The sequence below is a fragment of the Hymenobacter psychrotolerans DSM 18569 genome (assembly GCF_900142395.1).
In the GTDB taxonomy this organism is placed as follows: domain Bacteria; phylum Bacteroidota; class Bacteroidia; order Cytophagales; family Hymenobacteraceae; genus Hymenobacter; species Hymenobacter psychrotolerans.
Window position 1 is genome coordinate 51,650 of record NZ_FRAS01000015.1, and the last position, 24,899, is coordinate 76,548.

At 59.7% G+C, this 24,899-nt stretch carries 23 protein-coding genes and 1 tRNA gene; 8 read left to right on the plus strand and 16 right to left on the minus strand.

All coding sequences use genetic code 11. From position 1 onward, the window contains the following. Window positions 1–47: 47 nt before the first annotated feature. Complete coding sequence (locus BUE15_RS13975) at window positions 48–1,877, minus strand: M61 family metallopeptidase (RefSeq protein WP_073286217.1); 1,830 nt, start codon at window positions 1,875–1,877, stop codon at window positions 48–50. A 59-nt stretch (window positions 1,878–1,936) separates the two neighbouring features. Beyond that, window positions 1,937–2,620, minus strand: coding sequence for a class I SAM-dependent methyltransferase (locus BUE15_RS13980; RefSeq protein ID WP_073286220.1), 684 nt, complete (start codon window positions 2,618–2,620; stop codon window positions 1,937–1,939). Between the two features lie 142 nt (window positions 2,621–2,762). Between BUE15_RS13980 and BUE15_RS13985 the strand changes: the two genes are divergently transcribed. From BUE15_RS13985 to BUE15_RS13995, 3 genes are all read left to right on the plus strand, one after another. Continuing rightward, a complete protein-coding gene (locus tag BUE15_RS13985) occupies window positions 2,763–3,476 on the plus strand; it encodes a phosphatase PAP2 family protein (protein ID WP_073286223.1) in 714 nt (237 codons plus the stop codon). A 131-nt stretch (window positions 3,477–3,607) separates the two neighbouring features. Then, window positions 3,608–3,689 (plus strand) — tRNA-Leu (locus BUE15_RS13990). A 213-nt stretch (window positions 3,690–3,902) separates the two neighbouring features. Then, window positions 3,903–4,571, plus strand: coding sequence for a phosphatase PAP2 family protein (locus BUE15_RS13995; RefSeq protein ID WP_084549059.1), 669 nt, complete (start codon window positions 3,903–3,905; stop codon window positions 4,569–4,571). 219 nt (window positions 4,572–4,790) lie between these two features. Here BUE15_RS13995 and BUE15_RS14000 read toward each other — a convergent pair whose 3' ends face one another. From BUE15_RS14000 to BUE15_RS14040, 10 genes are all read right to left on the minus strand, one after another. Further along, on the minus strand, window positions 4,791–7,124 hold the full coding sequence (locus BUE15_RS14000) for a GAF domain-containing protein (RefSeq protein WP_073286229.1): 2,334 nt from the start codon (window positions 7,122–7,124) through the stop codon (window positions 4,791–4,793). Window positions 7,125–7,226: 102 nt separating this feature from the next. Continuing rightward, on the minus strand, window positions 7,227–7,778 hold the full coding sequence (locus BUE15_RS14005) for a hypothetical protein (protein ID WP_073286231.1): 552 nt from the start codon (window positions 7,776–7,778) through the stop codon (window positions 7,227–7,229). A 109-nt stretch (window positions 7,779–7,887) separates the two neighbouring features. Beyond that, window positions 7,888–8,424 (minus strand): hypothetical protein, encoded by a 537-nt coding sequence (locus tag BUE15_RS14010; RefSeq protein WP_073286234.1) that lies wholly within the window; start codon window positions 8,422–8,424, stop codon window positions 7,888–7,890. Further along, window positions 8,421–9,596, minus strand: coding sequence for a DUF4221 family protein (locus tag BUE15_RS14015; RefSeq protein WP_073286237.1), 1,176 nt, complete (start codon window positions 9,594–9,596; stop codon window positions 8,421–8,423). Before BUE15_RS14015 ends, BUE15_RS14010 begins: the two co-directional genes overlap by 4 nt. A gap of 56 nt (window positions 9,597–9,652) precedes the next feature. Beyond that, complete coding sequence (locus BUE15_RS21630) at window positions 9,653–10,117, minus strand: hypothetical protein (protein ID WP_139252309.1); 465 nt, start codon at window positions 10,115–10,117, stop codon at window positions 9,653–9,655. Window positions 10,118–10,228: 111 nt separating this feature from the next. Continuing rightward, a complete protein-coding gene (locus BUE15_RS14020) occupies window positions 10,229–11,113 on the minus strand; it encodes a T9SS type A sorting domain-containing protein (protein ID WP_073286240.1) in 885 nt (294 codons plus the stop codon). A gap of 137 nt (window positions 11,114–11,250) precedes the next feature. Next, window positions 11,251–12,810, minus strand: a complete 1,560-nt coding sequence (locus BUE15_RS14025) for a M16 family metallopeptidase (protein WP_073286243.1) — start codon at window positions 12,808–12,810, stop codon at window positions 11,251–11,253. A gap of 24 nt (window positions 12,811–12,834) precedes the next feature. Continuing rightward, entirely contained in the window at window positions 12,835–14,235 is a 1,401-nt protein-coding gene (locus BUE15_RS14030; RefSeq protein WP_084549060.1) for a M16 family metallopeptidase, read from the minus strand. A 138-nt stretch (window positions 14,236–14,373) separates the two neighbouring features. Further along, window positions 14,374–14,937 carry a hypothetical protein gene (locus BUE15_RS14035; protein ID WP_073286250.1) on the minus strand — a complete coding sequence of 188 codons (564 nt, stop codon included), beginning with the start codon at window positions 14,935–14,937 and terminating at the stop codon, window positions 14,374–14,376. Between the two features lie 284 nt (window positions 14,938–15,221). Continuing rightward, window positions 15,222–16,643: a dicarboxylate/amino acid:cation symporter gene (locus BUE15_RS14040; RefSeq protein ID WP_073286395.1), complete on the minus strand. Its 1,422-nt coding sequence runs from the start codon at window positions 16,641–16,643 to the stop codon at window positions 15,222–15,224. 100 nt (window positions 16,644–16,743) lie between these two features. On the opposite strand from BUE15_RS14040, the gene BUE15_RS14045 reads away from it, so the two are divergent. Continuing rightward, window positions 16,744–17,781: a dipeptide epimerase gene (locus BUE15_RS14045; RefSeq protein WP_073286253.1), complete on the plus strand. Its 1,038-nt coding sequence runs from the start codon at window positions 16,744–16,746 to the stop codon at window positions 17,779–17,781. On the opposite strand, the gene BUE15_RS14050 is transcribed toward BUE15_RS14045, so the two are convergent. Further along, entirely contained in the window at window positions 17,778–18,362 is a 585-nt protein-coding gene (locus tag BUE15_RS14050; protein ID WP_073286256.1) for a DUF6799 domain-containing protein, read from the minus strand. The two genes, BUE15_RS14045 and BUE15_RS14050, sit on opposite strands and share 4 nt — an antisense overlap. A gap of 166 nt (window positions 18,363–18,528) precedes the next feature. Between BUE15_RS14050 and BUE15_RS14055 the strand changes: the two genes are divergently transcribed. Next, window positions 18,529–18,978: a MarR family winged helix-turn-helix transcriptional regulator gene (locus tag BUE15_RS14055; protein WP_073286397.1), complete on the plus strand. Its 450-nt coding sequence runs from the start codon at window positions 18,529–18,531 to the stop codon at window positions 18,976–18,978. Window positions 18,979–19,027: 49 nt separating this feature from the next. Next, a complete protein-coding gene (locus BUE15_RS14060) occupies window positions 19,028–19,675 on the plus strand; it encodes a YceI family protein (protein WP_073286259.1) in 648 nt (215 codons plus the stop codon). A 91-nt stretch (window positions 19,676–19,766) separates the two neighbouring features. Here the strand turns inward: BUE15_RS14060 and BUE15_RS14065 are convergent, their stop codons facing one another. The 3 genes from BUE15_RS14065 to BUE15_RS14075 all read right to left on the minus strand — a co-directional run bounded on the left by BUE15_RS14065 (window position 19,767) and on the right by BUE15_RS14075 (window position 23,493). Further along, window positions 19,767–20,534, minus strand: a complete 768-nt coding sequence (locus tag BUE15_RS14065; RefSeq protein WP_073286262.1) for a hypothetical protein — start codon at window positions 20,532–20,534, stop codon at window positions 19,767–19,769. Window positions 20,535–20,561: 27 nt separating this feature from the next. Beyond that, complete coding sequence (locus BUE15_RS14070; RefSeq protein ID WP_073286265.1) at window positions 20,562–21,119, minus strand: hypothetical protein; 558 nt, start codon at window positions 21,117–21,119, stop codon at window positions 20,562–20,564. Between the two features lie 193 nt (window positions 21,120–21,312). Further along, the gene (locus BUE15_RS14075; protein WP_073286267.1) at window positions 21,313–23,493 is read right to left on the minus strand and encodes a S9 family peptidase; all 2,181 of its coding nucleotides are present in this window, start codon (window positions 23,491–23,493) and stop codon (window positions 21,313–21,315) included. 218 nt (window positions 23,494–23,711) lie between these two features. On the opposite strand from BUE15_RS14075, the gene BUE15_RS14080 reads away from it, so the two are divergent. Then, window positions 23,712–23,993: an ATP-dependent Clp protease adaptor ClpS gene (locus BUE15_RS14080; RefSeq protein ID WP_073286270.1), complete on the plus strand. Its 282-nt coding sequence runs from the start codon at window positions 23,712–23,714 to the stop codon at window positions 23,991–23,993. A 148-nt stretch (window positions 23,994–24,141) separates the two neighbouring features. Further along, entirely contained in the window at window positions 24,142–24,756 is a 615-nt protein-coding gene (gene recR / locus BUE15_RS14085; protein WP_073286273.1) for a recombination mediator RecR, read from the plus strand. Window positions 24,757–24,899: the final 143 nt, after the last annotated feature.

Sequence of the window (24,899 nt, forward strand, 5' to 3'; positions counted from 1 at the left end):
CCTCTGTTCCGTGGAAAAGAGGCTTTTTTAGTGGTAGCTCGTGCGGCTTACTTAGCCTTGCCGGCCAGCCAGGCTTTGCGGAAAGCCAGCTGCTTGCGGGTGGCGTTGGGCAGCGGTACTACCTCCAGCGCGGGGTCTTCCTGCAGCGTCACCTGCACCGTGCGGACTCCGTCGCGGGTGCGCACTTCCAGCGGCACCGTGTCGCCGGGCTTGTGCGCGGCCATGATTTTGGTGAGGGCCTGGCTGGTGGGCAGGCGCTGGCCGTCTACTTTCAGCAGCACATCTTCCCGGTCGAGGCCGGCCTGGTAGAGGGCGCTGCCCAGAAGCGTGGTGCCGAGCGTGGCGGAGCTGTCGGCGGGGTTGAACGTGGTGCGGCTGCCCAGGCTGGCTTGTCCGGCGCGGGCGCGGCGCACCTGCAGGCCGGCCGGGGCCAGCAACTCGTCGAATTTGGGCAGCTCGTGGCCGTAGATGTGGCGGCGGAAGAACGTGCCGGCAAAAGCCGTATCCTTCGACACTTCGCCCAGAATGCGCTGCAGGTCCGGCAGTGTGTAAGGCCGCACGGGCGCAAAGTCGCGCTGGGCTTTGCCGTGCTGCTCCCACACGGCCCGCATGTAAGTATCGAGGTCGGTTTTGTGGTTCTGGCGCAGCAGCAGGTCCAGGGCCAGCGCATTCGCGCCCCCGATGTAGTAGTAGCTCAGGTAGGTATTGGCGCGGTTGTTCGGGTCGATGGCGGCGGCGGCATCCACGAAGGGAGCCTGCTGGCTCATATACACCGGCGAGTAGCGGGCCGCGCCCGGCGAGTTCAGCATAGCATTCACCAGCGGCCCCACGGCTTCCTGGCAGTACTCAGCATCGGTGTATATGCCGGCGCGGCGCAGCAGCAGCTCGCCGTAGTACTGCGTGAAGCCTTCCGCAAACCAGAGGTTGCTGCTCATGTTGGCCTTAGAAAAGTCAAACGGCTCCAGGTCCTGCGGCCGGATGCGCTCCACGTTCCAGCCGTGGAAAAACTCATGCGACACGGTGCCCAGATTGTCCAGCGCGCCGGGGCCGCGTAGGGGCCGGCTGCTGGTCAGCGACGTAGAGTTGCGGTGCTCCATTCCGTCGCTGCTGGTTTGCGGCATGTAGTTGGCAATGAACGTATAGCGCCCGAAGTCGTAGTCGGGTAGGCCCCCGAAAACAGCTCCTGCCTCCTTCACTATCTTCTTGGTTTGCTCCGTGTAGGTGTCCAGCTCGGCATCGGTGCCGTCGTGCAGCACCTGTAGCTCAATGGTTTTGCCGCGTTCCTGCCACGTACGCAGCTTGTGCGGCCCCAGCGACGTGGGCGAGTCCATGAGGTACTGCGTGTTGGGGGCGTAGTAGGTGCCCGTCGCGGCATCGGGCCGCAGCTGCGTGGCTACTGTCCAGCCCGGTGGCACGTCAAACTTCACCTCAGCCGGCCGCTGCTCCAGCCCCCGCGCAAAAGCCAGGGCAGCCGGCGCGTTCAGGTGGGCGTGGCGGCTGTCGATACCGGCATATGTGCCGTCGGTCCGGTCGCCGAAGAGGGTGTAGGTGAATACCACCGTGCCATCGTGGCCGGCCACGTCCCAGCCGTAGGGGTCGGGTTTGGTTACGGTCAGCGGCTTGCCTTTCGAGTCGGTGGCCTGCACATCATACACGTTCTTGGCGAATTCGTGAAGCGCGTAGCGGCCGGGCGAAGAGCGGGCCATACGCACCTGCAGCGGCGCGGCCGGCACCTCCGCAAACGTCACGCTGATGCGCGCCTCGTGGTGCACGGCGTTGGGGAAAGCCACATTATAACGAGTCGGAGCCTGCGCCGCTGCCGGCTGGCTGAGGGCCAGAGGAAGGGCCAGAAAAAGCAGAGCGGCTGATTTCCGCATAAAGTCAGGAGCAAAGTAGGAGGGAAGGACTGGCCGTAAATGTAAGAGGCGGCGGCGTTTCAGGCGGCGTTTTCTGTGGCCTGCTGCCGCACCGCGGGCTGCCATACTTCGGCCTCCACCATACCACCGAAGAATGCCGTGTGGTTGCTCCGGCGCAGCTGCAGGCGTGCCAGCTCATCCTGAATCGGCGGGCGGTGCCGGCCACTGATGCCGGTAGTGAGCCGGAAGAAGCCGTACATGGCTGCCAGCAGCCCCCGGTGCCACCAGCGCCGGGGAGCCGCAAAATCGGCCAGCAGCCAGGGCGCTTCGGGGCGGCGGACCGCATCCAGCCGGGCCATCAGCTGGCGCAGGCGTTGTGGCTCAAACAGGTCAAGAAAAAAGAAGGTAAGTACTGCGTCGAATGCTTCGCCGCGGGCAAGTGCGGCTTCTGTGCCTAGCCGGAACTCCACCTGAGCCATAGCTGCCGGCAGCACCTGAGCCAGCAACGCCTGCGAGCGGGCCAGCATTTCCGGGGAAGCCTCCAGATACACTACCCGGGCCTGGGGGCGGCGGCGCAGCACCTGCGGCAATACCCAGCCCGTGCCTCCGCCAATGAGAAGCACGACCGGTGCACCTTCCGGCAGCCCGGCCTCCAGCGCCGCCAGCTGGGCCTGCTGCAAAGCTCCGCCAAATACCAGGCGGGCCAGCGGGTCGTAGAAAGCAGCTACCCGGTCGAAGCCGGAGTCGGGCAAGAAAAGGGGCATCAGGAGAAAAAGGAATCGGCCGAAGAGCTGACAACCGGGGCGTTCCGACCGGCGAGGCGGTTTGGCCGTACGTGCAGTTGCTCCGCACTGGCCGCACACCAGGTCGCCGGGCGCAAGCTACTGCCTACGTTTGTTTGATTGTATGACCAACCATTTGCGCCGCCTGCTGGCCGGCTTCACTCTCTTACTGACCGAGTTTGCCCTGGCCTTGTTTCTTGGAATTGCCGGGGTGGTAGGGTTTCTGGCGCTGGGTCGTGAAGTGTTCGACCAGGACGCGGCCACGTTTGATGCCGCCGCTTTTCAGTGGGCGCGTCGGCTGTTGGGGCCCAGGCAGCAGTGGGTAGAGGCCGTCACGTTCTTTGCCTCCCGCAATTTCATCACGGTGGCGGGGCTGCTGCTCATTGGGTGGTTTCTGGTGGTGCGCCGGCACCGCTGGTACTCTCTGCTGATTCCGGTGGTGGCGCTGGGCAGCATCACGCTCAATCTGGTGCTGAAAAGCTTCTACAACCGGCCCCGGCCGCTGCTGCCGCTGGTGTCGGCCTCGGGCCTGAGCTTTCCCAGCGGCCACGCCATGATTTCGGCGTCGTTTTATGGGCTGCTGGTGTATCTGGTGCAGACGCATGTGCAGCGCCCCTGGCTGCGGTGGCTGCTCACCGGCGGCCTGGTTACGCTGGTTCTGCTCATCGGCCTGACCCGCGTGTACCTGCGCGTGCACTACGCCACCGATGTGCTGGCGGGGTTCACGGCCGGTCTGGTGTGGCTGATAGTAGCCATTCCACTACTCAAGCAACTGGAAAAACGAGTGAAAATGAAATTTAAAAACGCACCGCAATTAACTGAAAAACAGCCTGAATAGCCTGAAAAGCGAATTTTTAGAGAAATATTTATGCGGTTTTTTTGCGCGAAACTTGTCTGGTGCTCAAACTTGTCTCTATCTTTGCATCATCAAACGACACCCCGCAAGGGAAACCGCTTGATAAACGTGCTGCGCTTGTGGCGAAATTGGTAGACGCGCTGTCTTCAGGCGGCAGTTCCGAAAGGTGTGAGAGTTCGAGTCTCTCCGAGCGCACGAAAGCCGGTCCAGAAATGGGCCGGCTTTTTTGTTTTCTTCGGTGGCGCCGTCCGCGCGGTATCGGGCGTTACTGCCTCCCGGCTGCGGCGCAAGAGCCACAGGAGCGGCGGCCCATGCTGCTGCCCAGAGAGACCAAGCCGCTTTGTCGGGAGTCGGCCAACGGCCACGCAGCCCGGGAAGTCCGTAGAAAGCCGCGCCACTCCGTGATTTATGAAGAAGCTTACGGCCCGTCTGCTTGCCCTGCTTAGCCTCCTCACCCTGGAAGCATTGGTGATAGGCAGCGTGTTTCTGGCGTCGCTGCTGCTGTTTTTCTACCTCACACGGGTAGTGTTTGTGGCGCATTCGCTCACCTTCGACAACTGGGCCATCGCGCAGGCAAATGCGCTGCGGGCTGCCTGGCCCGCCCTGACGAGTGTGGTGCATTTCGTAACGTTTTTCGCCTCGCTGCCTTTCCTGGCGCCTGCCGGGGTGCTGCTGCCGGCTGCCCTACGCTGGCGTGGGCGTAAGCGGGAAGCGCTGGAGCTACTGCTGGCTGTGGCCGGCTCGGCTATCCTCAACCAACTGCTCAAAATGCATTTCCAGCGGCCCCGCCCAACCACGGCGCTGCTTGCTCAGTTGGGCCTGAGCTTTCCTAGCGGCCACGCCATGATTGGGATGGCGCTCTACGGCTGCCTGGCGTGGCTGCTCTGGCGGCACGGCCGGCACCCAGTCTGGGGCCTGCTGCTCCTGCTATGGGCCGTGCTCATTGGCCTGACGCGGGTGTACCTGCAGGTGCACTACGCTACCGACGTGCTGGCGGGCTTCGCGGCGGGCTTGCTCTGGCTGATTCTGCTGCGTACCGCGCTGCGGCTGTACTGGCGAGAAGAGCAACAGCTCTAGCGTGCTTTCACGTGGCCAACTCACCAAGCAGTAGCTCTGTACTCGCCAGCGGACAGCGCTACACGCTGGCTTAGCCAGCCACTCGGAAAAGCATAGCCTGTGGGTGATTCTCCCTCGAAACAGCGGCAGGAACCCTCAACTTTACAGTACAAAAAAGCCGCCCCAAGCCCTCTGGGAGGGAGTGAAGCGGCTTCCTTCGGTGGTTTCGCGCGGGGCAGATTAGCTGATGCGCACTTTCACGCGCAAAGCCAGCAGGCCTTTCACGCCCTGCAGCTCTTCCAACTCAAGCTCTTCTATTTCGGGTTCGAGCAGGCCGCGGTCCTGCAGATAGTCGAGGTATTCGAGGTATTCGTCGGCTTCGCGCTGCTGCGAATACACCAGCGCAATGTGGCCGGGCTGCGTGAGCCGCTCACCGGTGCCCTGCACGGTGGCCTTGTCGATGCGCTTCTTGATGATTTCGTAGCGAATGTTGTAGGCGCCGTCCACGTCGAACTGGCGCTCATCCTGCCGGAACCGGATGGCCAGCGGCTGGCTATGAATGAGGATGAGCTGGGTGGTATCGAGCGGTACGGGCAGCTGCGGCTTGAGGGCCATGGTGCGGCGCGTAATCTCAATCATGGTGAGCAACTGCCACAGCCGCAGGTTTTTCAGAAAAACCAGGTCGAAGGGCTTGTGCTCTACCAGCGAGGCACCCACGTAGATGTTGTACTCCACGCCATCGGTCTTGAAGCGCTGGAAGTAGTGCGGAAACATCTGCTGGGCCTTTTCCTCCTCTTCGTCGAGGTAGTCGCTCACGGTGTCATTGAGCAGGGTGGTGCTTTCCTCGAAGGCCCGGCGGCGCTTGTAGAGAATGCCCAGCTCCGCATCGATATTCGACCAGTATTGCGCAATAACCGGCTGCAGCTCCGGCGTATTCTGCCCCAGGTACTCAAACAGCGGCTCCACTTCGCTCTTCAGCGACTCGAAGATGCTCACCTCATCACCCGAAATCAGGCTCTGGCGCAGCCGGCGCAGGTTTTTGTTGACATAGAATTTTAGTTCGTCGAGGATTGGCAGCGCCTGAAACTCGGACGCTTTCTTGAGGACCTTGTTGGCCAGCGTCAGGTGCTCAATCAAGTCGCCCTGAATGGCCTCATTGCGGGCCGTGCTGGAGCCCCGGATGTCGCAGGAGCCGTGCAGCGGATACACATCCTGGAAGATGATGGCCTCCATCTCGGCGTTGCGGTTGCCGTCTTCCACCTTCTGCAGCAGGTTTTCGGCAGCAGTGGTGAAACGCCACTCCATGCTCGGGTGGATAGCCGTGAACTTCTCCTTGATGATGGCCTGCACCCGCGTCTGGATTTCCTCGGCGTTGCGCTTTACCGCCACGGCGAACAGCGGCACAAACTGGGCAACGGTCTCAATGTCAAACTCGTCCAGGTCGCCGATGTTCGGGGAGCCCAACTCCAGCAGGCCTACCGTATCGTCGCCGTAGGGCAGCAGCGCCAGTATGGCCGAGCGAATGCCGATACTAAGAATCTGCTGGCGCAGGTCTTCGGGAATAGCCGCCGTTTCCACGTCTTCCAGCACCAGCGGCTGCCGGTTCTGCCATAGCTCGGAATAAATCTGGCGGAAGCCGGAGCCGGCATCTTTGCTGTGGAGTTGCTTGGTCAGGAAGCTGTGGTTGATTTTGCGGCCGAAATCCACGAAAGCCCGTTTTTTCTCGTCGTAGGCGGCAATGCCGAGCTGCAGGAACGGCCGCTTGAACAGCACCCGCAGCTTCTCCTGAATCTGCTCCAGCCGGTCGGAGGCCTGCAGCACGTCCCGCTCCAGCAGGTCGTACTTCAGCTCCGACAGGATTTCCTGCTCCGTCACGTCGGTGAGGTGCAGGATGTTGAAGCCTTCCAGCTCAAACAGCTCCGGCGGCAACAGCTGCTGCCACAGGTCCATACGGTGTGGGTTGCGGGTCAGCAGCTCAATTTCCTCGGAGGTAAGCTCCGGCCGCGGACCCACCACCCGCACTTCCAGGAAGGTAGAGTTAAACTCAACTCCGTAGTGGCGGTAGAGCCCGATGCTGTAATCAGGGACCGTGAAAATAATGTTGCCGTGGTCCGGCATCTGCACGCCATACACCTGGTCCAGCACCAGCTGGTAGGCCATGCGCGTGGAGTGCAGGTCCAGCGTTTGGGTATCGATGTTGAGCGGCTGCTTGATGGCTTTGGCGGCCGTCAGGAGCACTTCCGCAAAACGCGGGGTGTGGTAGAAGCTGTGGCGCTGAAAGGGCGCAATTGCCCCGCTGATGTCGGAGCGGAACGTGGCTGGCGGGAACATTGCCAGCATCATGGTATCTATCAGGTCACTGTTGTGCTCCAGTACGCTCACATCCGTGATAGGGCCGCGGCACCAGGCTTCGGCAGCCACTTTGTCGCCGATGGAGCGGGCCAGCAGGGCCACGCCCGGGTTGTCGTCCTGCTCGCGCGACTGCCAATAGGCAATAATAGGCTCGAGGCTGAGCGTGGATTTGAAGGGAAACGCGGACTTGGGCGGGCGGGCAACGGTGGTTTCGGGCAGCATAGTACAACAGGAACACAAAAGGTGGCCAAATCATTGCGGCCAGACTTTCGGTAGAAGTTGGGTATACGTATCCGCCCCGGCGGTGGCTGTGGCAGGGCGCGCTTAAGGGTTCAGCGTGACTGGCACAGGCTTGTCCTGGCCGGCGGGGTCCGTGGCGTCGATAGGCGCTCTGCCCCTGAGAAACACGAGCTTCTTCAGGTTGGTGTTGCAGCTGCAGCAGCCGTCGCTCCTGATTTCGTCCCGGAGCTGAATGCTGTCGACGACGAAGCTGGTGATGGGAGCCCGGCGTTTGCCCAGGTAAATCTTATACGAATACTGGTCGAGCTTGCGCGTGCCGCGCTGCCCGAATGGCTGGGCGTTGTTGAGTACCACGCTGTTGCCCCGTTCGCGCCCGGCTCGCAGTATCTGGACGGTATCAATAGCCGGCCGGCCCGTGGTAACGGTGTCGCGGTAGGGCAACAGCTGCCGCACGAAGAACACCGTGTCTACCGCCGCCGAATCGAGGCGGTTGGGGGCGGTGGGGCTCAGGTTGAAGTCGAAGAAGACAGCATCATCAAGGGAATCCTGACAGTCGCAGGCCACGGAGCCGCAGCAGGCGGCCATCACCGTGGAAACAACGAAGAGCAGAAGCCAGGTAAGCGGTTTGCGAAGCATAGGGCGTAAAGATACTAGCGTACGGCGGAGCGCCGGAAACCGGCCATCAGTTTCTGCCCACGAAAAAGCCAGTCTGGGAGCAGACTGGCTTTTTCGTGGGCCCGCTGGCTCATTTACGCGCTATGCTGCCGGGAAGCCGGGCAAATGCCGCAGGGAAATCCTCCTTGTTGAATGGAATGCACTCCTGAACTCTGCCGGCGCGTGTCCGGATCAGGCCGGTATATGCCGGAAACGGTAGTGGCAGCTGGTCGAGACGGGTGGGAGCTGCCAGCGTGGTATCGGCCAGCAGCTGCGTAACCTGTGCCAGCCGCTTCCTTTCTAGCGCAGAAAGTTTCAGAAGCAGATGTGCCGCTAGGACCGTTACCTGAGGACGTTGCGGCCCCTTCGCAAGTACTTTCAGTTCCTCTATATTGCAGCCTATACAGCCGAGAGAAGGAATAACTACATACCAGTGCTCAGTTTCAGGAATAGTTTGCTGAAAGCCACTGTATAGATATGTTTGAAATGTAGTTTGCACATCAGTCACTGCAGGCTGTGTAGTGGCCGGCGCGGCGGCTACGATTTCCACTTCCTCACTTGCTGAAGGCTCAGACTGGCAGCTACTGACCAGCCACGTTGCACCTAGCAGGACACAGATAAGTTTCATGGTTTCTGAGCTTGAGTATACACAAATAATTGAAACGGAATCTGCTTGGACTGGTATGTCGGCAGTCCGGGCCGGGTCGGAGAAATAAGTAATCCTCGCCGGGTTACAAGGATAGAATTCGGATTATAAGTATGTGGAAATTTAATTTCTTTTAACACCTGCAGGTCCTCGTTCAGAATCATTAGACTCCAGGGCTTTTTAGAAAAATCATCTATCGGCAAAGCCCCGCCCCGGCCCACTGTTCCGTGTTCGTATACGCGCAGATAAACCTGGCGGTACGAATCATGAAGAATATTTCCATACTCCGAATTGCGTAGTTTGTATTCACGCAGATAACGGTAATCGATGTATTTCTCAAAAGGAAATTCCTGCGGGGGCTGGTGGTAGCGGCTGCGGGCAATTACCTTTCTGCGGCTGCCGTCAGGAGGATAGACGTAAAGCTCAGGAAATGCGCCGAACGAATACACGGCGGTGCCGGTGTTGGTAACGCAGAAATCAGGGCCATGCGTATTATAAGAATGATCTGCGGAAAGGAACTTAGGGAAGTGCCCTTGCTCATTAAGCAGGCGCATAGATTCGCCCAGGAAAGTTACTGCTCCCTTGGGTACTGAATTCGCCTGGTTGAATTTGGCTTTGTCGTGAATGGTGCTGCCGAGATTGGGCGCCAGCTGGGTGTATATGCGTTTCTTCCAGTAGCCTAACGGCTGGTAGCTGGCGTAAATTGATATACCATAGGGGCGGATAGCTTTACTCAACGACCATCTGTACTTGGGCTCAAAATTGCCATCAGTCAGGCAGAATTCATTGCGTGCTCCGCTCAAAAATAAAATAGAATCCGCACTGATAACGTAAAAGCCTTCAGGAACAATCTGAGTATTCGGAAAAACTTTGCTTATATCATAAACGCCATCTGCGTGAAGATCCTTTTTTCGTAGCCCGTAGCGGTTTATTATGCCGTACTCCTCATTGAATAGATATAGCTGTTCGGTTTTCGTGATGGAATCTTCGCGGTATCTCAGTTGCGAAGCATGCTTAAGGTTTATAGAGTAGGGAGTTGTGGCATTGAAATATTCCTGAGTAGGTGACAAGGTGATACTTTTTCTATTGTCCAGCTGGCACCCCGCAACGAAAGTAGTTGCTGCTAGGAAGAGAGTGATGGACTTTCTTTTCATTTTGCAAAAAAAGCAGCTCTGAATTGCATCAGAGCTGCTTGAGAAAAGGTTGAAAACTATCGGTTGATGATTGGAATCACTACTGAATGGTTGTTTGGCCCTACTTCTTGCTGGCCACCAATGTAGAACGACTTACCAGAGTCTTTGGAATAATACTTGATGAAATAGCAAGTGCCTGATTGAAGTGCTTTCAACACGTCTGCATTGCCTGCTTCGGCTAGCTGTGGAAACATGGGTTGCCAGTCAGCCCCATTGAAATATTTTCCCACTGCCGAAGCGTCTGACATAATGTTGTCAAAATTAGCGGCAGTGCCACGTTGTGGAGGGTTGATGATAACAGGCGGCAGGCAGTCGCCACCTTTCTCCACACAATCATTGCCATCGAATTTAGGACGGGGATTCTCGTAGTTAGCCGTTGTTGCTATGCCAACTATGGGCTGAACTTCCTGCCGTTGGTCCTCACAACCAGTAAAGCTTACACACAGCGCCAATGACGCTGCCACTAACAAAGACTTTCTCATAGGACATTAATGATTAGGTTGAATGATATTGCATACATAAATACATTTTTATTTAAAAATATAACAATGTGTATAATTATGACTTAGAAGCTAACAGGTGCGTAATTGTCCTTATTCCTTCACGAAGCGGCGGGTTTCGGAGCCTGATGTAGTGGTGATTTTGTAGAAGTAAATGCCGGCAGGCAGCTCCGAAACATTTGCCTGCGCCGTGTGCGGGCCTTTTTCCTGCCTGGGCTCGGTAGCCACGGTGCGCAACGCATTGCCCCGACTGTCGAGCAGCTCTACCAGCACGGGGCCGGCTTTCTTTACCTCATACTCCAGCTGGCTGGTAGTCACGGCCGGATTCGGGTAAACGGAGGTGCTGCCCAGGGCAGAAACAGGCTGGCTGGCGGGAGCATTGGGGTCCATGAGCAGAAACACCGGAGGATCGAAAAGCCGGCCGGTAGAGGCAACGGGACGCAGGCGCCCGGCCATTCTTCCCACTTTCTCCTGCTGCTCGGGTGTCGCGTTTTTCAACGCCAGCGCCTTCATGTCGGCGGCCCACTTCTCTTTCTGCGGCTGCAGCTCCTGCGAAAGGCGGGCTATGTCGCCGGTGTATTTCTGCGCCAGCTGGCCCACGTTCTGCATCAGGGCTTTGTGGTCGGAGTGTAACTTCTGAAACTGCTGCTTCTGTGCTTCCGTCATTTCGGGGCGCGTGCCGGGCGCCTGCGTGCCGGCCGGTTTGATGCTCTGGCGAAGTGCCTGGCTCTGCTGGCGTAGCTCCTGTAGCTGGGTGCGGTAAATGGCCAATTGGGCCCGGTCGGAGGTGCTGAGCTGAGGCTCTAGTTTCTGGCGCTGCTGCCGCACTGCAGGCAGCACATTCTGCTCCCGGTAGGCTTTGAGTTCGGGGTTTGGGCGGCCGGGGCCGCGCCGGTTGCCTTTGGCCTGGCTGGCCGGGGCAGCCGTGAGCAGTACGAGCAGTAGCAGCAGGAGGCGGGGCAGGAGCATTACTTTCATCTGGCTGGGAAGGAATGAATTAGCAAAATATACTGCATAGATGGGCCGCCAGGCAACAGGTTTAACCGGAAAAGAAAAACCGCCCCGGAAATTCTCCGGGGCGGTTTCTTCAGGTAGCCTGCTATCGTAAACTCAGCTTACTTAAACGTGTCTTTCGTATCCACGATTTTCACGTCCGTTACGTTCAGCTTGTAGTCGGCTACGGCTTTGTCCTCGGCCACTACATCGGCGGGCAGGCCGGCTTTCACCACGTTGGCGTAGCTCATCGGCGAAGGAGTATTGTTCTTCAGCACGTCGGCCAGGGGCTGGGCCTCGCTGTCGTCGGTCACGATGGTGACGAACATGTTCTGCACCTGCCAGTGCTTGCGGATGGCGCGGTTTACGTCGTCTACGGTCAGCTTGGCCAGCTGGCCGTCCACTTCCTTCAGCCAGTCTTTGCGGCCGTAAAACTTCGAGTCGAGCAGGAAGCCGAGCTGTTTGGCGGGCGTAGTGCCGTAGAGCTTCACGTAGGAGCGCAGGAAGGTGCGGGTCAGCTCGAAATCCTCCTTGCTGAGGCCGTTTTTCACCACGTTGTCCATTTCGCGCACGGCCAGGCGCAGCGCAAACGGCGCGTGGCCCACTTTCAGGTCGCCCAGCTCGGTGGGATATTGTTTGCGCAGGCCCTCGGCAATCTGGACCGGGCGCAGCCACAGGCTGGCGTAGTTGGCGTGGCGCGGCACGCCGGGCACGGGCAGCATGTTCTGGCCGCCGCCTTCGTACCACTCCACATAGCTGTAGTCGCCGTAGTTCATGGAGCGGGTCGTCCGGATTTTGTCGTAGAGCTTGCCGTAGCTTTTGCGGTGCTCCCCCAGCCACGAGTTGGCCACCATCAGCGCCGCAAAGTCGTCGTTGGCGCGGGTAGTCCGGATGGGGAAGCCCGTGTAGACTGCCGAGCCCAGGGCATCGGGCTTGCTGATGATTTCGACCCGAATGCCTTTGGGCATGGCTACCGTAGGCACAGCAGGCTTCACCGAGCTTTTGGGCAGCTTTTTCAGGTCGGCTTCCAGCTGCTTGGCAAACGAAGCCGGGTAGTTGCCGGCCAGCCCGATGGTCAGGTTGTCCTGCCCAAAAGCAGCGGCGTAGTGCTTCTTCACGTCGGCCAGCGTCAGGCTCTTCACGCCGGCGGCGGTGCCGCGCGTCATGTGCTGAAACCGGGTGCCCCGGAACAGCTGGTCTTCCAGTGCAAACTTGCTGTAGTCCTCGTCCGACGAAGCCCGAATCACCTGCTCCACATAGTTGAGCTGGTTGGACTTAAGCCGGTCGAAGTCTTGCTGCGTGAAGCTGGGCGTGAGCATCAGCCCGCGCAGTACTGGGTAAAACTTATCGATAAAGTCGCGGTGAAACTCGAAGGTGAAGGTGGTCACTTCCTTGTCCGTGAAGGCATAGTAGCGGGTGGCCATCGGGTACAGGAAGTCCTTCAGCTGGGCCGAGGTCATGTCTTTGGTGCCGCCTTCGGTTACGAGCTGGGAGGTCAGGAACGTGAGGCCTTCTTTGCCGGCGGGGTCGGCGGCGGAGCCGTTGCGGAACTGCAGTTTCACCACCACTTTGGCGGCATTGGGCTGGCGCAGCTCCACCAGCTCGGCGGCCTGCGCCGATAGTGCTCCGGCCGGGCCGAGCAGCGCGGCCGCCAGCAGGAAACGGGAAAAAGTATGGTTCATGGGAAGAAAAATCAGAAGAGAGGATTACTGCACGCCGCCCGTAGCGCCCGGCCCGATGGTGCCCACCGTGAGGCCGGCCGGCACAAAGTATTTTTTGGCTACAGTCTGAATATCAGCGGGCGTTACCTGGTCGTACAGCGCGTAGTAGCGGTTGAGGCTTTCCGGGTTGCCGGTCAGCCAGATAAACTCCGACAGCGAGTTGGCAATCTGGTCGGGCGAATCCAGGCTCATCAGGAAGCTGTATTTCAGCGCCGATTTGGTGTCGGCCAGCCGTTTGGCATCAATGGGCTTGGTTTTGAGGTCGTCCAGCGCCTTCGTAATCTGCTCCTTCACGTAGGGCATGTCCTCGGCTTTCACCACCGAGGCGCGGATGGTGGTCAGGTAAGGGTCTCGGGTCATGTTGGGTGAACCACCCACGAAGCGCACTTTCTGCTCCTTCACGACCAGCTGCTGGTACAGCGGCGAGTTTTCGGCGAACAGCATGGTCGTCAGCACGTCCAGCGCGGGCAGGTCCTTGCTCTGGTCGGAGAAGGCCGGGCCTTTGTAGCTCAGGCTGAGCAGGGGCGGGAAGTTGGGGTTCTGAATGTGCACGTAGCGCGGGGCCGTCTGGGCAGGCTCCGGCTGAATGGCGGGCGTGTAGCTGCCACGCTTCCAGGAAGCAAAGTATTTGTCGGCCAGCTTATTCACCTCCTCGGCCTTCACGTCGCCCACAACCAGCAGCGTGGTGTACTCGGGGCGGTAAAACCGGTCGAAGAACGTGAGCGAGTACTGGTATTGGTTGGGCATGTCCACGATGTCCTTGAAGAAGCCCATCGTGGTGTGCTCGTAGGTGTGCTTGTCGAAGGCAGCGTCGGCCACTTTCTCGTTGAGCTGGCTGTAGAGCGAGGCCGAGTTCTTGGTGTACTCGCCTTTCACGGCGCCGGCTTCGGCCTTGAACTCGTGCTCCGGATATTTCAGAAACTGAAACCGGTCGGCTTCTACCTCAAACATCTTTTCCAGCATGGTCGCGTTGCCGGTCATGTGGTACACGGTGCGGTCCAGGGAGGTGTTGGCGTTGGCCGAGGCCCCGATGCTTTTCAGCACGTTGTTGTATTTCTCCTTAGAGTACTTTTCGGTGCCCCGGAACATCACGTGCTCAAAGAAGTGGGCAAAACCGGTGTGGCCCGGCTCCACTTCGTCGCGCGAGCCGGCCCGTACTACCAGAAAGAACGAAGCCAGGCCCGGCGAGTCGAACGGCACCGTCACGACGTTCAGGCCGTTGGCCAGCTGCTTCTGCTGCATAGGGTAGGGGAAGGCGGGGGCCGGCGCGGCGGGCTGGGTGGCCGGGGCATCCGGGGCGGCGGGGCCGGCGGGGTTCTGCGCCTGCGCCAGCGGAGAGGCCAGCAGGCAGGTAGCCAGCAACAGGCGCTGCATTGCGTGTTTCATGGAAAAGCAAAGTAAGTGACGAGCCAAAGGTGCAACTCTGCGCTGAAAGGTTGCGCCGCCTGTGCGTGCGCCACAACGCAAAAGCTCCTTTCCACCGAAGTGGAAAGGAGCTTTATATACTAGCGTAATGTCGTTGTTCTATTGGCCGCTGCCCGTTCCGTCAGGGGTGGTTTCCAGCGGACCGGCGGCCAGTAATTGCTGGCGCAGGGTGTCGGCGCTGGCTTCCAGCTGCGGCCGGATCTGGTCGAGGGCGAGGCGCAGGGCCTGCACGTCGGCGAGGCGGGGCGCATTGGCCTGCGAGTAGCCGTGGTACATCGCCACGCGCACCTTGGAGCGGCCCGTACCCACGTAGCTGCCAATTACTTCGCTGCGGGCGTTCAGAATCTGGACTTCCGCCTTCAGGCCGGTGCGGTAGTACTCTACCGGCACGCCCAGCAGGCTGGGCACCATCATGGTCAGCAGCTGCACGCCCTGAAAAAACTTGCCGGTGCGCTTCACCTCCGCCTGCGTTACCAGCAGCTTGGCGTAGCCGAAACGGGCGCTGTCGGCGGGCTCAATCAGGTTCTGGCTTACTTCCTGCCGGAACACGCGCATCGGGTCTTCGGGCAGCGCGCCTTCCGTCTGCATCAGGGCTCCATTATCCACCTCAATTTCCAGCGGCGGCAGCTGGCTGCTCAGGCGCTGGCTGGGGGTCTGGAACATGATACGGTCAGCTGATTTGCATCCTGCCAATAACGTGGACGCCAGCAGCAAAGAAAGCAAGGAGCGGTGCAGATTGTGCATAAGGTGGGTGGCCTGGTGGTAGATGCGCTAAGAACCCCTAATGTAGAGGGGGAAGTTCACTGATAATTGCACTGCTAATATAAATAATATCTGAAAATATACGATCTAACAAATGTTCTTATTGCCCGAAACGCTTCGCCAGCAAAAAGCCTCCCTCCGGCAAGGGAGAGAGGCTTTGAGGAAGCGGGCAGCTGGCAGCCGGATTAGTGCCCGTGCTGAGCCAGGGCGCTGTCGGCTTCGGCCAGGTCGTCTACCGGGTCGGGGGCCACGTAGTTGTCGATGAACTCGCCTTCCCAGCGGGCTACCACGGCCGTAGCCAGGCAGTTGCCGATAACGTTGACGGCCGTACGGGCCATGTCCATCAGGGCATCAATACCCAGAATGATGAACACCGGCCAGGCGGGCAGGTTGAATGAGGCCACCGTGGCCAGCAGAATCACGAGGGAGGCGCGCGGCACACCGGCCACGCCTTTCGAGGTCAGCATCAGCGTGAACACCATAATCAGCTGCTGCCCCAGCGACAGATCGATGCCGGCGGCCTGCGCCACGAAAACAGCGGCCAACGACAGATACAGCGTGGTACCATCCAGGTTGAAGGAGTAGCCCGTCGGCATCACGAAGGCAACTATGCGGCGCGGTACGCCCAGGCCCTCCATGGCTTCCATGGCGCGCGGCAGAGCGGCTTCCGAGGAAGTGGTGGCAAAGGCAATGCTCACCGGCTCGGCAATGGCCTTGATGAAGCGCTTCACCGGAATACGGGCAATAAAGGCAATGGGCAGCAGAATCACCAGCAGGAACACAATCAGGGCCGCGTAGAGCGTGAGCAGCAGCTGAAACGCATTCAGCAGCGGCGCGAAGCCCATTTTGCCCACCGTGTAGGCCAGGGCCCCGCCTACGCCCAGCGGTGCAAAGAACATCACCACGTTGGTGAACTTAAACATCACCTCCGACAGGCTTTCCGACCACTCCAGCATGGGGCGGCGGTGCTTCTGGTGCACCATGGCCAGCCCGATGGCGAAGATGATGGCAAACACCACTACCTGCAGCACCTGGCCTTCGGCAATGGATTTGGCAATGTTTTCGGGGAATATGTGCAGGATAATGTCGGAGGTGCTCTGCTCTACAGTCTGCAGCTTTTCATCGGTGACGTCTATGCCCGTCTGGCTGATGCCCACGCCGGCTTTGGTGAGGTTGATGGCTGCCAGCCCGATGAACAGGGCAAACGTGGTGACGATTTCGAAGTACACCAGCGCCTTCAGGCCCATTTTGCCTACCTGCTTCAGGTTGGCGTGGCCGGCAATGCCCACTACCAGCGTCCCGAATACGAGCGGCGCAATAATGGTCTTCACCAGCCGCAGGAAAGCGTCGCTCAGGACTTTAAGGTTGACGGCGAAAGCCGGGTAGTCGTTGCCGATTTCGGCCCCGACGAACATGCTTACCACAATCCAGAAGGTGAGGGAGCGGCGCTGAACCGCATAGGCTACAAAAGCGGCCAGAAACAGCCAGCGGGCCGCCTGGGCCACCCCAGAACTAATGCCGCCTATGCCATAAGCAGCCAAAACAGTGAGCAGCACGGCCACTACGGCCAGCAGCAAAACAACAGGAACGAGTCGCGAAAACTTCATGCGCGGCAGCAAGGGGAAAAAATGGGAATGTCAGCAAAGATAGGTTTTTGGGTTTCGTTGTCCGTTTTTTGAATTCTCACCCCCTTCTTCGCCGCTCCGCATGCCCCTCTGGTCCCTCGCCACGCTCGAACTTCCACTTCGTTTCACCTGGAAAATCTCCCGCAACGCCTCCACCACCAAAACCAATCTGCTGGTGCAGGTGCGCGGCGAAAAGCCCGGGGCAGTTGGTTTTGGCGAAGCGGCTCCCAACGTGCGCTACGGCGAAACGCCGGAAAGCCTGCGGGCCGGGTTTGAGCAGCTGCAGCAAGCCGGGCTGGGCCACATACGGCACGAAGAAGAGCTGCAGGAGCTGCTGGCCGTGCAGCAGCCGGCCCACGCTCTGCGGTTCGCGCTGGAGTCGGCGTGGGTGCACCTGCAGGCCGCGCAAGCCGGGCAGCCGGTATGGCAGTGGCTGGGCGCGCCGGCCCCGGCCGCCGCCGTACCTACCGCCTTCACGCTGCCTATTATGGAGCCTGGCGAGGTAGCCGGTTTTCTGCGCGAGCAGGATATGGCGCGCTTCTCGCTGCTCAAAATAAAAGTAAACCAGGAAGCCGGCTATGACCTGCTGCGCGAGGTAACGGGCATTTTGCCCGGCCGGCCGCTCCTTATTGATGGCAACGAGGCCTGGCAGGACCCCGACGAGCTGCTGCGGTTTGTGGAGCGCACGGCCGCGCTGCCCGGCCTGCAGGTGCGCCTGCTGGAGCAGCCGCTGCCCGCCGCTCATGCTGAGGCCTACCGCTACCTGCACCCGCGCACGCCCTGGCCGCTTTTCGCCGATGAATCCGTGACCGATGAGGCCGACTTCGGCGACATTGCGCGGCAGTTTCACGGCGTAAACATGAAGCTGATGAAAGCCGGCGGCTACCGCAACGGCCTACGCATTCTGCGCGAAACCCAGGCCCACGGCCTGCAAACCATGCTGGGCTGCATGGTCGAAACGTCACTGGGCATCTGGTCGGCGCTGCAGGTAAGCGGGCTGGCCCAGATCTGCGACCTGGACGGCCTGCTCATCGTGCGCGACGAGCCGTTCGGGCTGGTGCACGAAAAAGCCGGCGAGCTGTATGCGGTGCCGGCTCCCGTGCTGAATTTTCCTGGCTAGCGGTTAATCTGAGCGTCCAGGGTCTTGATTTGCTGGTTGAGGCTCTCGATGGCCGCCTGGTTGGCAGGGTTGGGCGTCATCAGGCCGATTTTCTCGTTCAGGAGCTGGATTTTGCGGCTCAGCAGCGTCGTCAGGTCGTTGGCCTGCGAGTCGATGATGGTAGTTGTGGTGGACGTAGGCGTGGTACCCCGGTCTACATACTTATTAAACTTGGCATCGGCCGGCACCGAGTTGTCGCCGCGGGCGGCAGCGGCGCTGCCCGGCGTGGCAAACACCACGTCGCCCCCGATGGTGACATAGTCGCCTTCGCGTAGCGTGGTTTTCTTGCCGGTCGGAAATTCCACTATTCCGCTTTTATAGTTAACCTTTGTCCCGTTGGAAAGCACCACGTTTTTCGACAGCGAAACGGTACGGCCGTTTTGCCGCAGCACCACTTCGCCGTTCTGCATCAGATACTGGTCGGAGGCTGTGGCGGCAACACGGGTGGTTGGGCCTGGCTCGGTTTTGGTCTGGGCAGCGGCGCTGAGCGGGGCCGCTACGGCCAGCAGCAGCGCAAGCAGGGATATAGGGAGGTTTTTCATGGGATAACAGGAGAAAAAGGTGAGAGGCCCTCTTACGGACACCGAGGGTAAATGGCTGCCACCCAGCTTTTGGTGAGAAAGAAAAATAAAAGTGCGGAACTGTGTTTGGACATTAAATGTATGTACATATATTTGCAGCGCATTACCGCAGTAGCTTATGCAGGTTATGAAAATCGAAGACGAAATCAAGCAGCCTACTTTCCGCGACGCTTATCAGAAGGCGTACATCAATCTGCTGTACACGGCCGGCTGGCTGGAGCAGCGGCAGGCGGCGGCTTTCAAGCCTTTCGGTGTCACATTGCCGCAGTTCAACATCCTGCGCATTCTGCGCGGCCAGCATCCCAAGCCGGCTACCGTCAACCTACTCATCGAGCGGATGCTGGATAAAACCAGCAATGCTTCCCGCATCGTCGATAAGCTGGAGAGCAAGGCGCTGGTGACGCGTAAAGTGTGCCCCAGCAACCGCCGGGCCGTGGACATCCGCATTACGGATGCCGGCCTGGAATTGCTTAGCCAGATGGATGTGGCCATGGCGCAGAACCCTACCGGCTTGCAGCATCTCTCCGAAGAAGAAGCGGCGCAGCTCAGCGTCCTGCTCGATAAAATCCGTGGCTGACGGTTTTCAGCTTCTCAACCGCACTTACTCACTCCACATTTCACATACCATGAAAAAAATCCTTGTTCCTGCCCTGTTGGCCGTTTCGCTGCTCGCCGCTCCCGTGTACGCCGGCAATCCTGCTGCTGCCAAAGCCGCCAGCACCCAGAAAGCTGCCGACAAAACCTACAAAGTGCAGCCGCAGCTGAGCACCCTGGGCTGGGTTGGGAAAAAAGTAACCGGCCAGCACGATGGCAATGTGCAGTTCAAAGACGGCAGCGTACTGGTGCGCGGCAATCAGATTGTGGGCGGCACGTTCGTGGTTGACATGAACACGCTGAAAGTAACCGACATTAAGGATGCCGACACCAACGGCAAACTGGTGGGCCACCTGCGTTCCGAAGACTTCTTCAGCATCGACAAGAACCCTACCTCGACCTTCAAAATCACGAAAGTGACGCCGCTGAAAAAGGCTGATGCGGCCGGCAACAACGCCACCATCACCGGCGACCTGACCATCAAAGGCATCACGCAGTCTATCACGTTCCCGGCCAAAACGGGTGTGAAAGGCGGCCTGGCTTCGGCCAGCGGCACTGCTACCATCGACCGGACCAAGTTCGACATCAAATATGGCTCGAAATCCTTCTTCGAAGGCATCGGCGACAAAGCCATCTACGACGATTTCTCGCTGAGCTTCAACGTAGTAGCCAAGCAGTAGATCTGATTGCCGCTGAATGATGAATGGATGAACTCTCATTCAGTGAAAAGCCCCACCGAGCATTTCGGTGGGGCTTTTTTGTGCGGTTGTGTTAGTTGCCGTGTCTGGCCTGCCGCAGCAGCATCTGCTGGTGCAGCGCTTCGGCCAGGGCTGCGGTGGGCTGGCGGACGGGCGGTGCCGTGAGGTTGGCCAGGTCGAAGCGGAGCCAGTAGGTGCCGTCGGCATGCGTGAAGGCCCGGTCCTTGTTCGTATCCGGCCAGACTTCAACCAGCAGAATACTGGTTTTGGGCAGGATGGAGCGGCTTTCCAGGCGGGTGCCATCGGGGGTGAGCTGCCGGAGCTGCCGCCCACTGCGGTCCGACACGAACAGGGCGCTGGCATCTTCACCGTCCTGGTCGCGGTCAGCGTTGGTATCGGCCTTGATGAAGGTGTAGAACAGGTACGGCCACCGCACATCCGGCTTTTTCTCGGCATCTATTTCCGTGATGACGAACCGGCCGTGCGGTAGCAGTGCGTGTTCCTGCCGCCCGGATTTCTGAAAGAAAAGCACGTTGTAGCAGGTGCCTTCTATGCCACTGTTGCCTTCAGAGTCGCTGCTGTAGGAACTGCTGGAAAGAATGCGGCTGCGGCCGCCCGCGTCTTGTGCTACCACCGAAACCGGCTGGTAGTAGAAATCGGTGCTGTCGAGGCTGAGGGGCGTATTGTAGTGCACCCGGTACTCCTGCGCGGCTTTTTGCACGGCGGCTGTGTCGGGCGGAGTAGTTTCGGCGGCGGAAGCCGGACGGCGGGCAGGGGTTTCGGAACAGGCGGTGGCGCCGCAAAGCACCAGAGCCGCCGAGGCGAAGCGCAGGAAAATCATACAACCGATATTTCCCGCAAGAAACCATTAATCCGGCAGCACCAGCTCGCGCGGCAACTCAAATTTCAGGCTGCGACTTTTGCTGCGGCCGTGCAGCTGCGCCAGGAAATCGTCGAGCTCCGGCTTGTATTCCAGCCACAGGTCTTCGTGCAGGGCCGTGCGCACCAGCTGCGCGGTGCGGGCCGTTAGGCGGGCCGTGCTGGTGAAAAAGCCCGCGTACGGCGAATCGAACTGGCCGGTGTAGTTGTCGAAGATCAGGCGCAGCGCGTACAGGTTCAGGTCGATTTCCAAGCGCTTGTCTTTGGTGATGCGCCGGGCGCGGGCGGTTTCTTTCACGGCTTTGCCCAGCGCTTTGTTGAGGCTGCGGTTGAGCAGCCGGCCCGTCACGGCCACGTTGAACAGCTCATGGATCCGGTCGGAGGCCTGCTCGTAGACCTGCTCGGTCGTCACATCCGGGAGCAGCTCAAACACGAGCGTTTCGTAGAGCTCTGCGTCGCGGCGCACGGCGCGCAGCAGCAGCTTCTCCTTTTCGGCGTCGGGCAGGCGTTTGAGAGCTTTCTTGAATTCGGCGGACGGAACAGGCATAGGAAGCGCGGAGCTACGGATGAGAAGCGGAAAGTAGAGCTAGAAACGCAGCAGCCCGGATTTGGATGAGGCGCGCAGGCCGTTTTTTGAAGCCGATAGCCTGGCGGGCCGGTACAACAGGCGCGCAGCCGGGACAAACAAAAAGCCACTGGCGCGGCGGCCACTGGCTTTTTGCTGCCCGCACATGCAAGCGTTACAGCTGCTCGTCGAAGTACTGCGTGATTTTATTGTAGAGGTGCACCCGGTCTTTGCCGCCCACGTTGTGCGGGTGGCCGGGGTACACGAAGTAGTCGAGCTGCACGCCCTTGTCCACGGCGGTTTTCAGGTAGTTGAGGCTGTGCTGCCACACCACCACATCATCCACGGTGCCATGAATGAGCAGAAGTTTGCCCTGCAGCTTATCCACGTAGTTGAGCAGGTTGGCCTTTTCGTAGCCTTCGGGGTTTTCCTGGGGCGTGTCCATGTAGCGCTCCGTGTACATGATTTCATACAGGCGCCAGTCAATCACCGGGCCGCCGCCCACACCCACCTTGAAGGTGCCGGGGCTGCGCGTCATCAGCGTGGTGGTCATGAAGCCGCCGAAGCTCCAGCCGTGCACGCCCATGCGGGCCTGGTCGACGTAGGGCAGGGTTTTGAGGTAGTCAACGCCCTTGAGCTGGTCGGCCATTTCCTGGGTACCCAGTTGCCGGAACGTGGCGCGCTCAAACGCCGAGCCCCGGTTGCCTGAGCCCCGCGAATCGACGGTGAACACCACGTAGCCTTTCTGGGCCATCAGCTGCATCCAGAGGTTGGAGCCGCCCAGCCACGAGTCCGTTACGAGCTGCACGTGCGGGCCGCCGTAGAGGTACACCACCGTCGGGTATTTCCTGGCCGGGTCGAAGTTGGGCGGCGTGATGAGGCGGCCGTAGAGGTCAGTGCTGCCGTCGGCGGCTTTGATGGTCACGAGCTTGGTTTCGCCGAGTTGATATTCCGTCAGCGGATTGAGGGCCGTGAGAAGCGTCTGGCTGGTTTTGCCATCGGCTACGCTCAGCGTGCGGATAACGCGCGGCGTAGTGGCGTTGCTGAACACGTCGAGCAGGCGCTGGCCGCTGGGGCTGAGCATGGCCGTGTGCGTACCGGCCTCGCGCGTGATGTCGCGCATTTTGCCACCGCTGAGCTTCACGGCGTACACGCGCCGCTGCATGGGGCTGGCAGCCGTGCTCTGAAACACGATTTCGCGGTTGTTATCGGCAAAGCCCAGCACGTCGGTCACCTGCCAGGGGCCTTTCGTGAGCTGGCGCAGCAGCTTGCCGCTGGTGCTGTAGAGGTAGATATGCTCGTAGCCGTCGCGCTGGCTGCGCCACAGAAACTGGTCGGGCTTGCCGGGCACGAACTTCAACTCGTGCAGCGGCTCCACAAACGTTTTGTCGTCTTTCTCCTCGAACAGCGTCTTCACGAAGGCGCCGGTGCCGGCATCGTACTGGTTCAGCTTCAGGTGGTTCTGGCCCCGGTTGAGCACGGCCACGTAGATGCTTTTCTCGTCGGGGCTCCAGCTGATGTTGGTCAGGTACTGCTCCTTGGGCTCGCCGGTTTGCAGAAACACCGTTTTGCGGGCTGCCAGGTCATACACGCCCACCGTCACCTCGTGGCTTTTGTCGCCGGCCATGGGGTATTTGATGGCTTTCTGCTGCGCCGGCGTGGCCGAAACGTCCACCAGCGGGTAGTCCGTCACCATGGTCTGGTCCATGCGGTAGTAGGCCAGCTTGCCGCCGCCGGGGCTCCAGAACGTGCCCTTCGTGATGCCGAATTCCGAGCGGTGCGCCGCCTGCCCGTTCACAATGCCCGGGTTGGTTTCGGTGGTCACGGCCTCGTTTTCGCGGCCGGCCGCCGAGATGTACAGATTCTGGTCTTTGGTGAAAGCAACGCGGGTTTTGGTGGGGTCCATTTCCACGTTTTCGGCGGCTTGGTCGTAGCCAAACAGTACGCTGGCCTGCTTGGTGGCGGCATCCAGGCGGTACACCTTATTGATGCGCGTAACGAGCAGACTCTGCGGATTCGCCCACGTTACGGCCGGAAACGCCGAAGCCTTGACGGCCGGGGCGCCGGCCGCCTGCAGCGCCTGGCCCAGCTCGCCCAACGATACCACGGCCGTAACCTGGCCGCCGGCCGTGCCGCGCACTATTTCGTCCTGCCCGCCCACCGTGCGCAGGTAGCTGTACTCGTCTTTGGAGCCCGGAATCCAGGAAAGCTGGCGCAGGTTTTCGGGTTGCAGACTGCGGTTGAGGAAGGCATCTTCCATGGTCAGGCGCTTCTGCTGGGCCAGGGCCGGCAGTTGCGCCAACAAAAGCACCAGCAGCACGGAAAGCAGCGGCCGGCGAGGGGAGGAGTGAAGCATGAAGTGGAAAAGAAGAAAGAAACGAAAGCCGAAATTACGGCAGTTTCCGGGAGCTGTGCGCTCGTGCCGCAACCAACGACAGCGTGGCGGCGTGGCGGTTGCAACGCCCGGTTTTTTCCTGCTGCAGTCCGAAACGATTCATGCGCTCAAGGGGTTATAGCAGGCCGGCCGGGCAAGTGAAATCCGGCTTTCTGTTCGTTTTTCCGTATTTTTGTGCCATGAACAGCAAACCGCAAATCGAGTACGACGAGGACGTTCTGCTCCTGGAAGAAACGACCGACGTGCGCGACTTAATCGTGTACAACGACGACGTGAATACGTTCGACCACGTTATCAAAACCCTGATTGATGTGTGCGGCCACGAGCCGGAACAGGCCGAGCAGTGCACCCTGCTGATCCATTATAAGGGCCAGTGCACCGTGAAGCACGGCTCGTTTGATGAACTGGCCGGCATGTGCTCCGCTATCCACGACCGGGGCATCTCGGCCGATATCCTGTAACTTTTCGGTTGCCAAAAAAAGCTGCCATCCGGCCCGCCGCAAAGGACTTATTAGACTGCTTTTGTTGTTTCAACAGAACGTATTTCCGGTCTTGAGTTCTGTGCGGCCACGTCGGCTGGCAGTTCTTTTTTTACTACTTCCTGACTGAATGGAATTTCCTTCCAAACTGATAGAAAACGCCGTTGGTGAGCTGTCGAAGCTGCCGGGCGTGGGCAAGAAAACGGCCCTGCGCCTGGCGCTGCACCTGCTCAAGGCCGAAGCCGACACCACGGCTACGCTGGCAGAAGCGCTGGCCAAGATGCGCTTCGAAATCCGCTATTGCGACACCTGCTACAACATTTCCGATACGCCGGAGTGCACCATCTGCGCCAATAAGCTCCGCGACCATAGCACTGTGTGCGTAGTGTCCGATATCCGCGACGTTATTGCCATCGAGAATACCGGCCAGTACCAGGGCACCTACCATGTGCTGGGCGGCGTCATCTCGCCCATTGAGGGCGTAGGTCCCAGCGACCTGCAGATTGAGAGTCTGGTGGAGCGTATGGGCACGCCGGATTCGGAAATCAAGGAAGTTATCCTCGCCATCAGTCCCACCATGGAAGGCGACACCACCGCTTTCTACCTTTCGCGCAAGCTCCGCGACTTCGAAGGCGTGCACATCAGCACCATTGCCCGCGGCATTCCGATGGGCGGCGAGCTGGAATACGCCGACGAAATTACGCTGGGCCGCAGCATTGTGGAGCGCCAGCGCCAGGCACGGTAGCTGGGAGCCAGACAGAAGCTGTTTTCCTGGCTGAGTAGCCCTGCACGCAACAACCAGCCCCCGCTACGACACATGTAGCGGGGGCTGGTTCCTTTATAAGGATGCCCACCGGCAGACTGGTGTGGCGCGGGTATGCGCAATAA

Coding starts and splice junctions, on each gene's coding strand:
- BUE15_RS14055 (WP_073286397.1), top strand. CDS start 18,529: ATGAAAATCGAAGACGAAATCAAGCAGCCTACTTTCCGCGACGCTTAT.
- BUE15_RS14030 (WP_084549060.1), bottom strand. CDS start 14,235: ATGAAACACGCAATGCAGCGCCTGTTGCTGGCTACCTGCCTGCTGGCC.
- BUE15_RS13985 (WP_073286223.1), top strand. CDS start 2,763: ATGACCAACCATTTGCGCCGCCTGCTGGCCGGCTTCACTCTCTTACTG.
- BUE15_RS14075 (WP_073286267.1), bottom strand. CDS start 23,493: ATGCTTCACTCCTCCCCTCGCCGGCCGCTGCTTTCCGTGCTGCTGGTG.
- BUE15_RS13995 (WP_084549059.1), top strand. CDS start 3,903: ATGAAGAAGCTTACGGCCCGTCTGCTTGCCCTGCTTAGCCTCCTCACC.
- BUE15_RS14060 (WP_073286259.1), top strand. CDS start 19,028: ATGAAAAAAATCCTTGTTCCTGCCCTGTTGGCCGTTTCGCTGCTCGCC.
- BUE15_RS14000 (WP_073286229.1), bottom strand. CDS start 7,124: ATGCTGCCCGAAACCACCGTTGCCCGCCCGCCCAAGTCCGCGTTTCCC.
- BUE15_RS14025 (WP_073286243.1), bottom strand. CDS start 12,810: ATGAACCATACTTTTTCCCGTTTCCTGCTGGCGGCCGCGCTGCTCGGC.
- BUE15_RS14040 (WP_073286395.1), bottom strand. CDS start 16,643: ATGAAGTTTTCGCGACTCGTTCCTGTTGTTTTGCTGCTGGCCGTAGTG.
- BUE15_RS14010 (WP_073286234.1), bottom strand. CDS start 8,424: ATGAAACTTATCTGTGTCCTGCTAGGTGCAACGTGGCTGGTCAGTAGC.
- BUE15_RS14035 (WP_073286250.1), bottom strand. CDS start 14,937: ATGTTCCAGACCCCCAGCCAGCGCCTGAGCAGCCAGCTGCCGCCGCTG.
- BUE15_RS14020 (WP_073286240.1), bottom strand. CDS start 11,113: ATGAAAGTAATGCTCCTGCCCCGCCTCCTGCTGCTACTGCTCGTACTG.
- BUE15_RS14005 (WP_073286231.1), bottom strand. CDS start 7,778: ATGCTTCGCAAACCGCTTACCTGGCTTCTGCTCTTCGTTGTTTCCACG.
- BUE15_RS14015 (WP_073286237.1), bottom strand. CDS start 9,596: ATGAAAAGAAAGTCCATCACTCTCTTCCTAGCAGCAACTACTTTCGTT.
- BUE15_RS14045 (WP_073286253.1), top strand. CDS start 16,744: ATGCCCCTCTGGTCCCTCGCCACGCTCGAACTTCCACTTCGTTTCACC.
- recR (WP_073286273.1), top strand. CDS start 24,142: ATGGAATTTCCTTCCAAACTGATAGAAAACGCCGTTGGTGAGCTGTCG.
- BUE15_RS14065 (WP_073286262.1), bottom strand. CDS start 20,534: ATGATTTTCCTGCGCTTCGCCTCGGCGGCTCTGGTGCTTTGCGGCGCC.
- BUE15_RS14050 (WP_073286256.1), bottom strand. CDS start 18,362: ATGAAAAACCTCCCTATATCCCTGCTTGCGCTGCTGCTGGCCGTAGCG.
- BUE15_RS21630 (WP_139252309.1), bottom strand. CDS start 10,117: ATGAGAAAGTCTTTGTTAGTGGCAGCGTCATTGGCGCTGTGTGTAAGC.
- BUE15_RS13975 (WP_073286217.1), bottom strand. CDS start 1,877: ATGCGGAAATCAGCCGCTCTGCTTTTTCTGGCCCTTCCTCTGGCCCTC.
- BUE15_RS14070 (WP_073286265.1), bottom strand. CDS start 21,119: ATGCCTGTTCCGTCCGCCGAATTCAAGAAAGCTCTCAAACGCCTGCCC.
- BUE15_RS14080 (WP_073286270.1), top strand. CDS start 23,712: ATGAACAGCAAACCGCAAATCGAGTACGACGAGGACGTTCTGCTCCTG.
- BUE15_RS13980 (WP_073286220.1), bottom strand. CDS start 2,620: ATGCCCCTTTTCTTGCCCGACTCCGGCTTCGACCGGGTAGCTGCTTTC.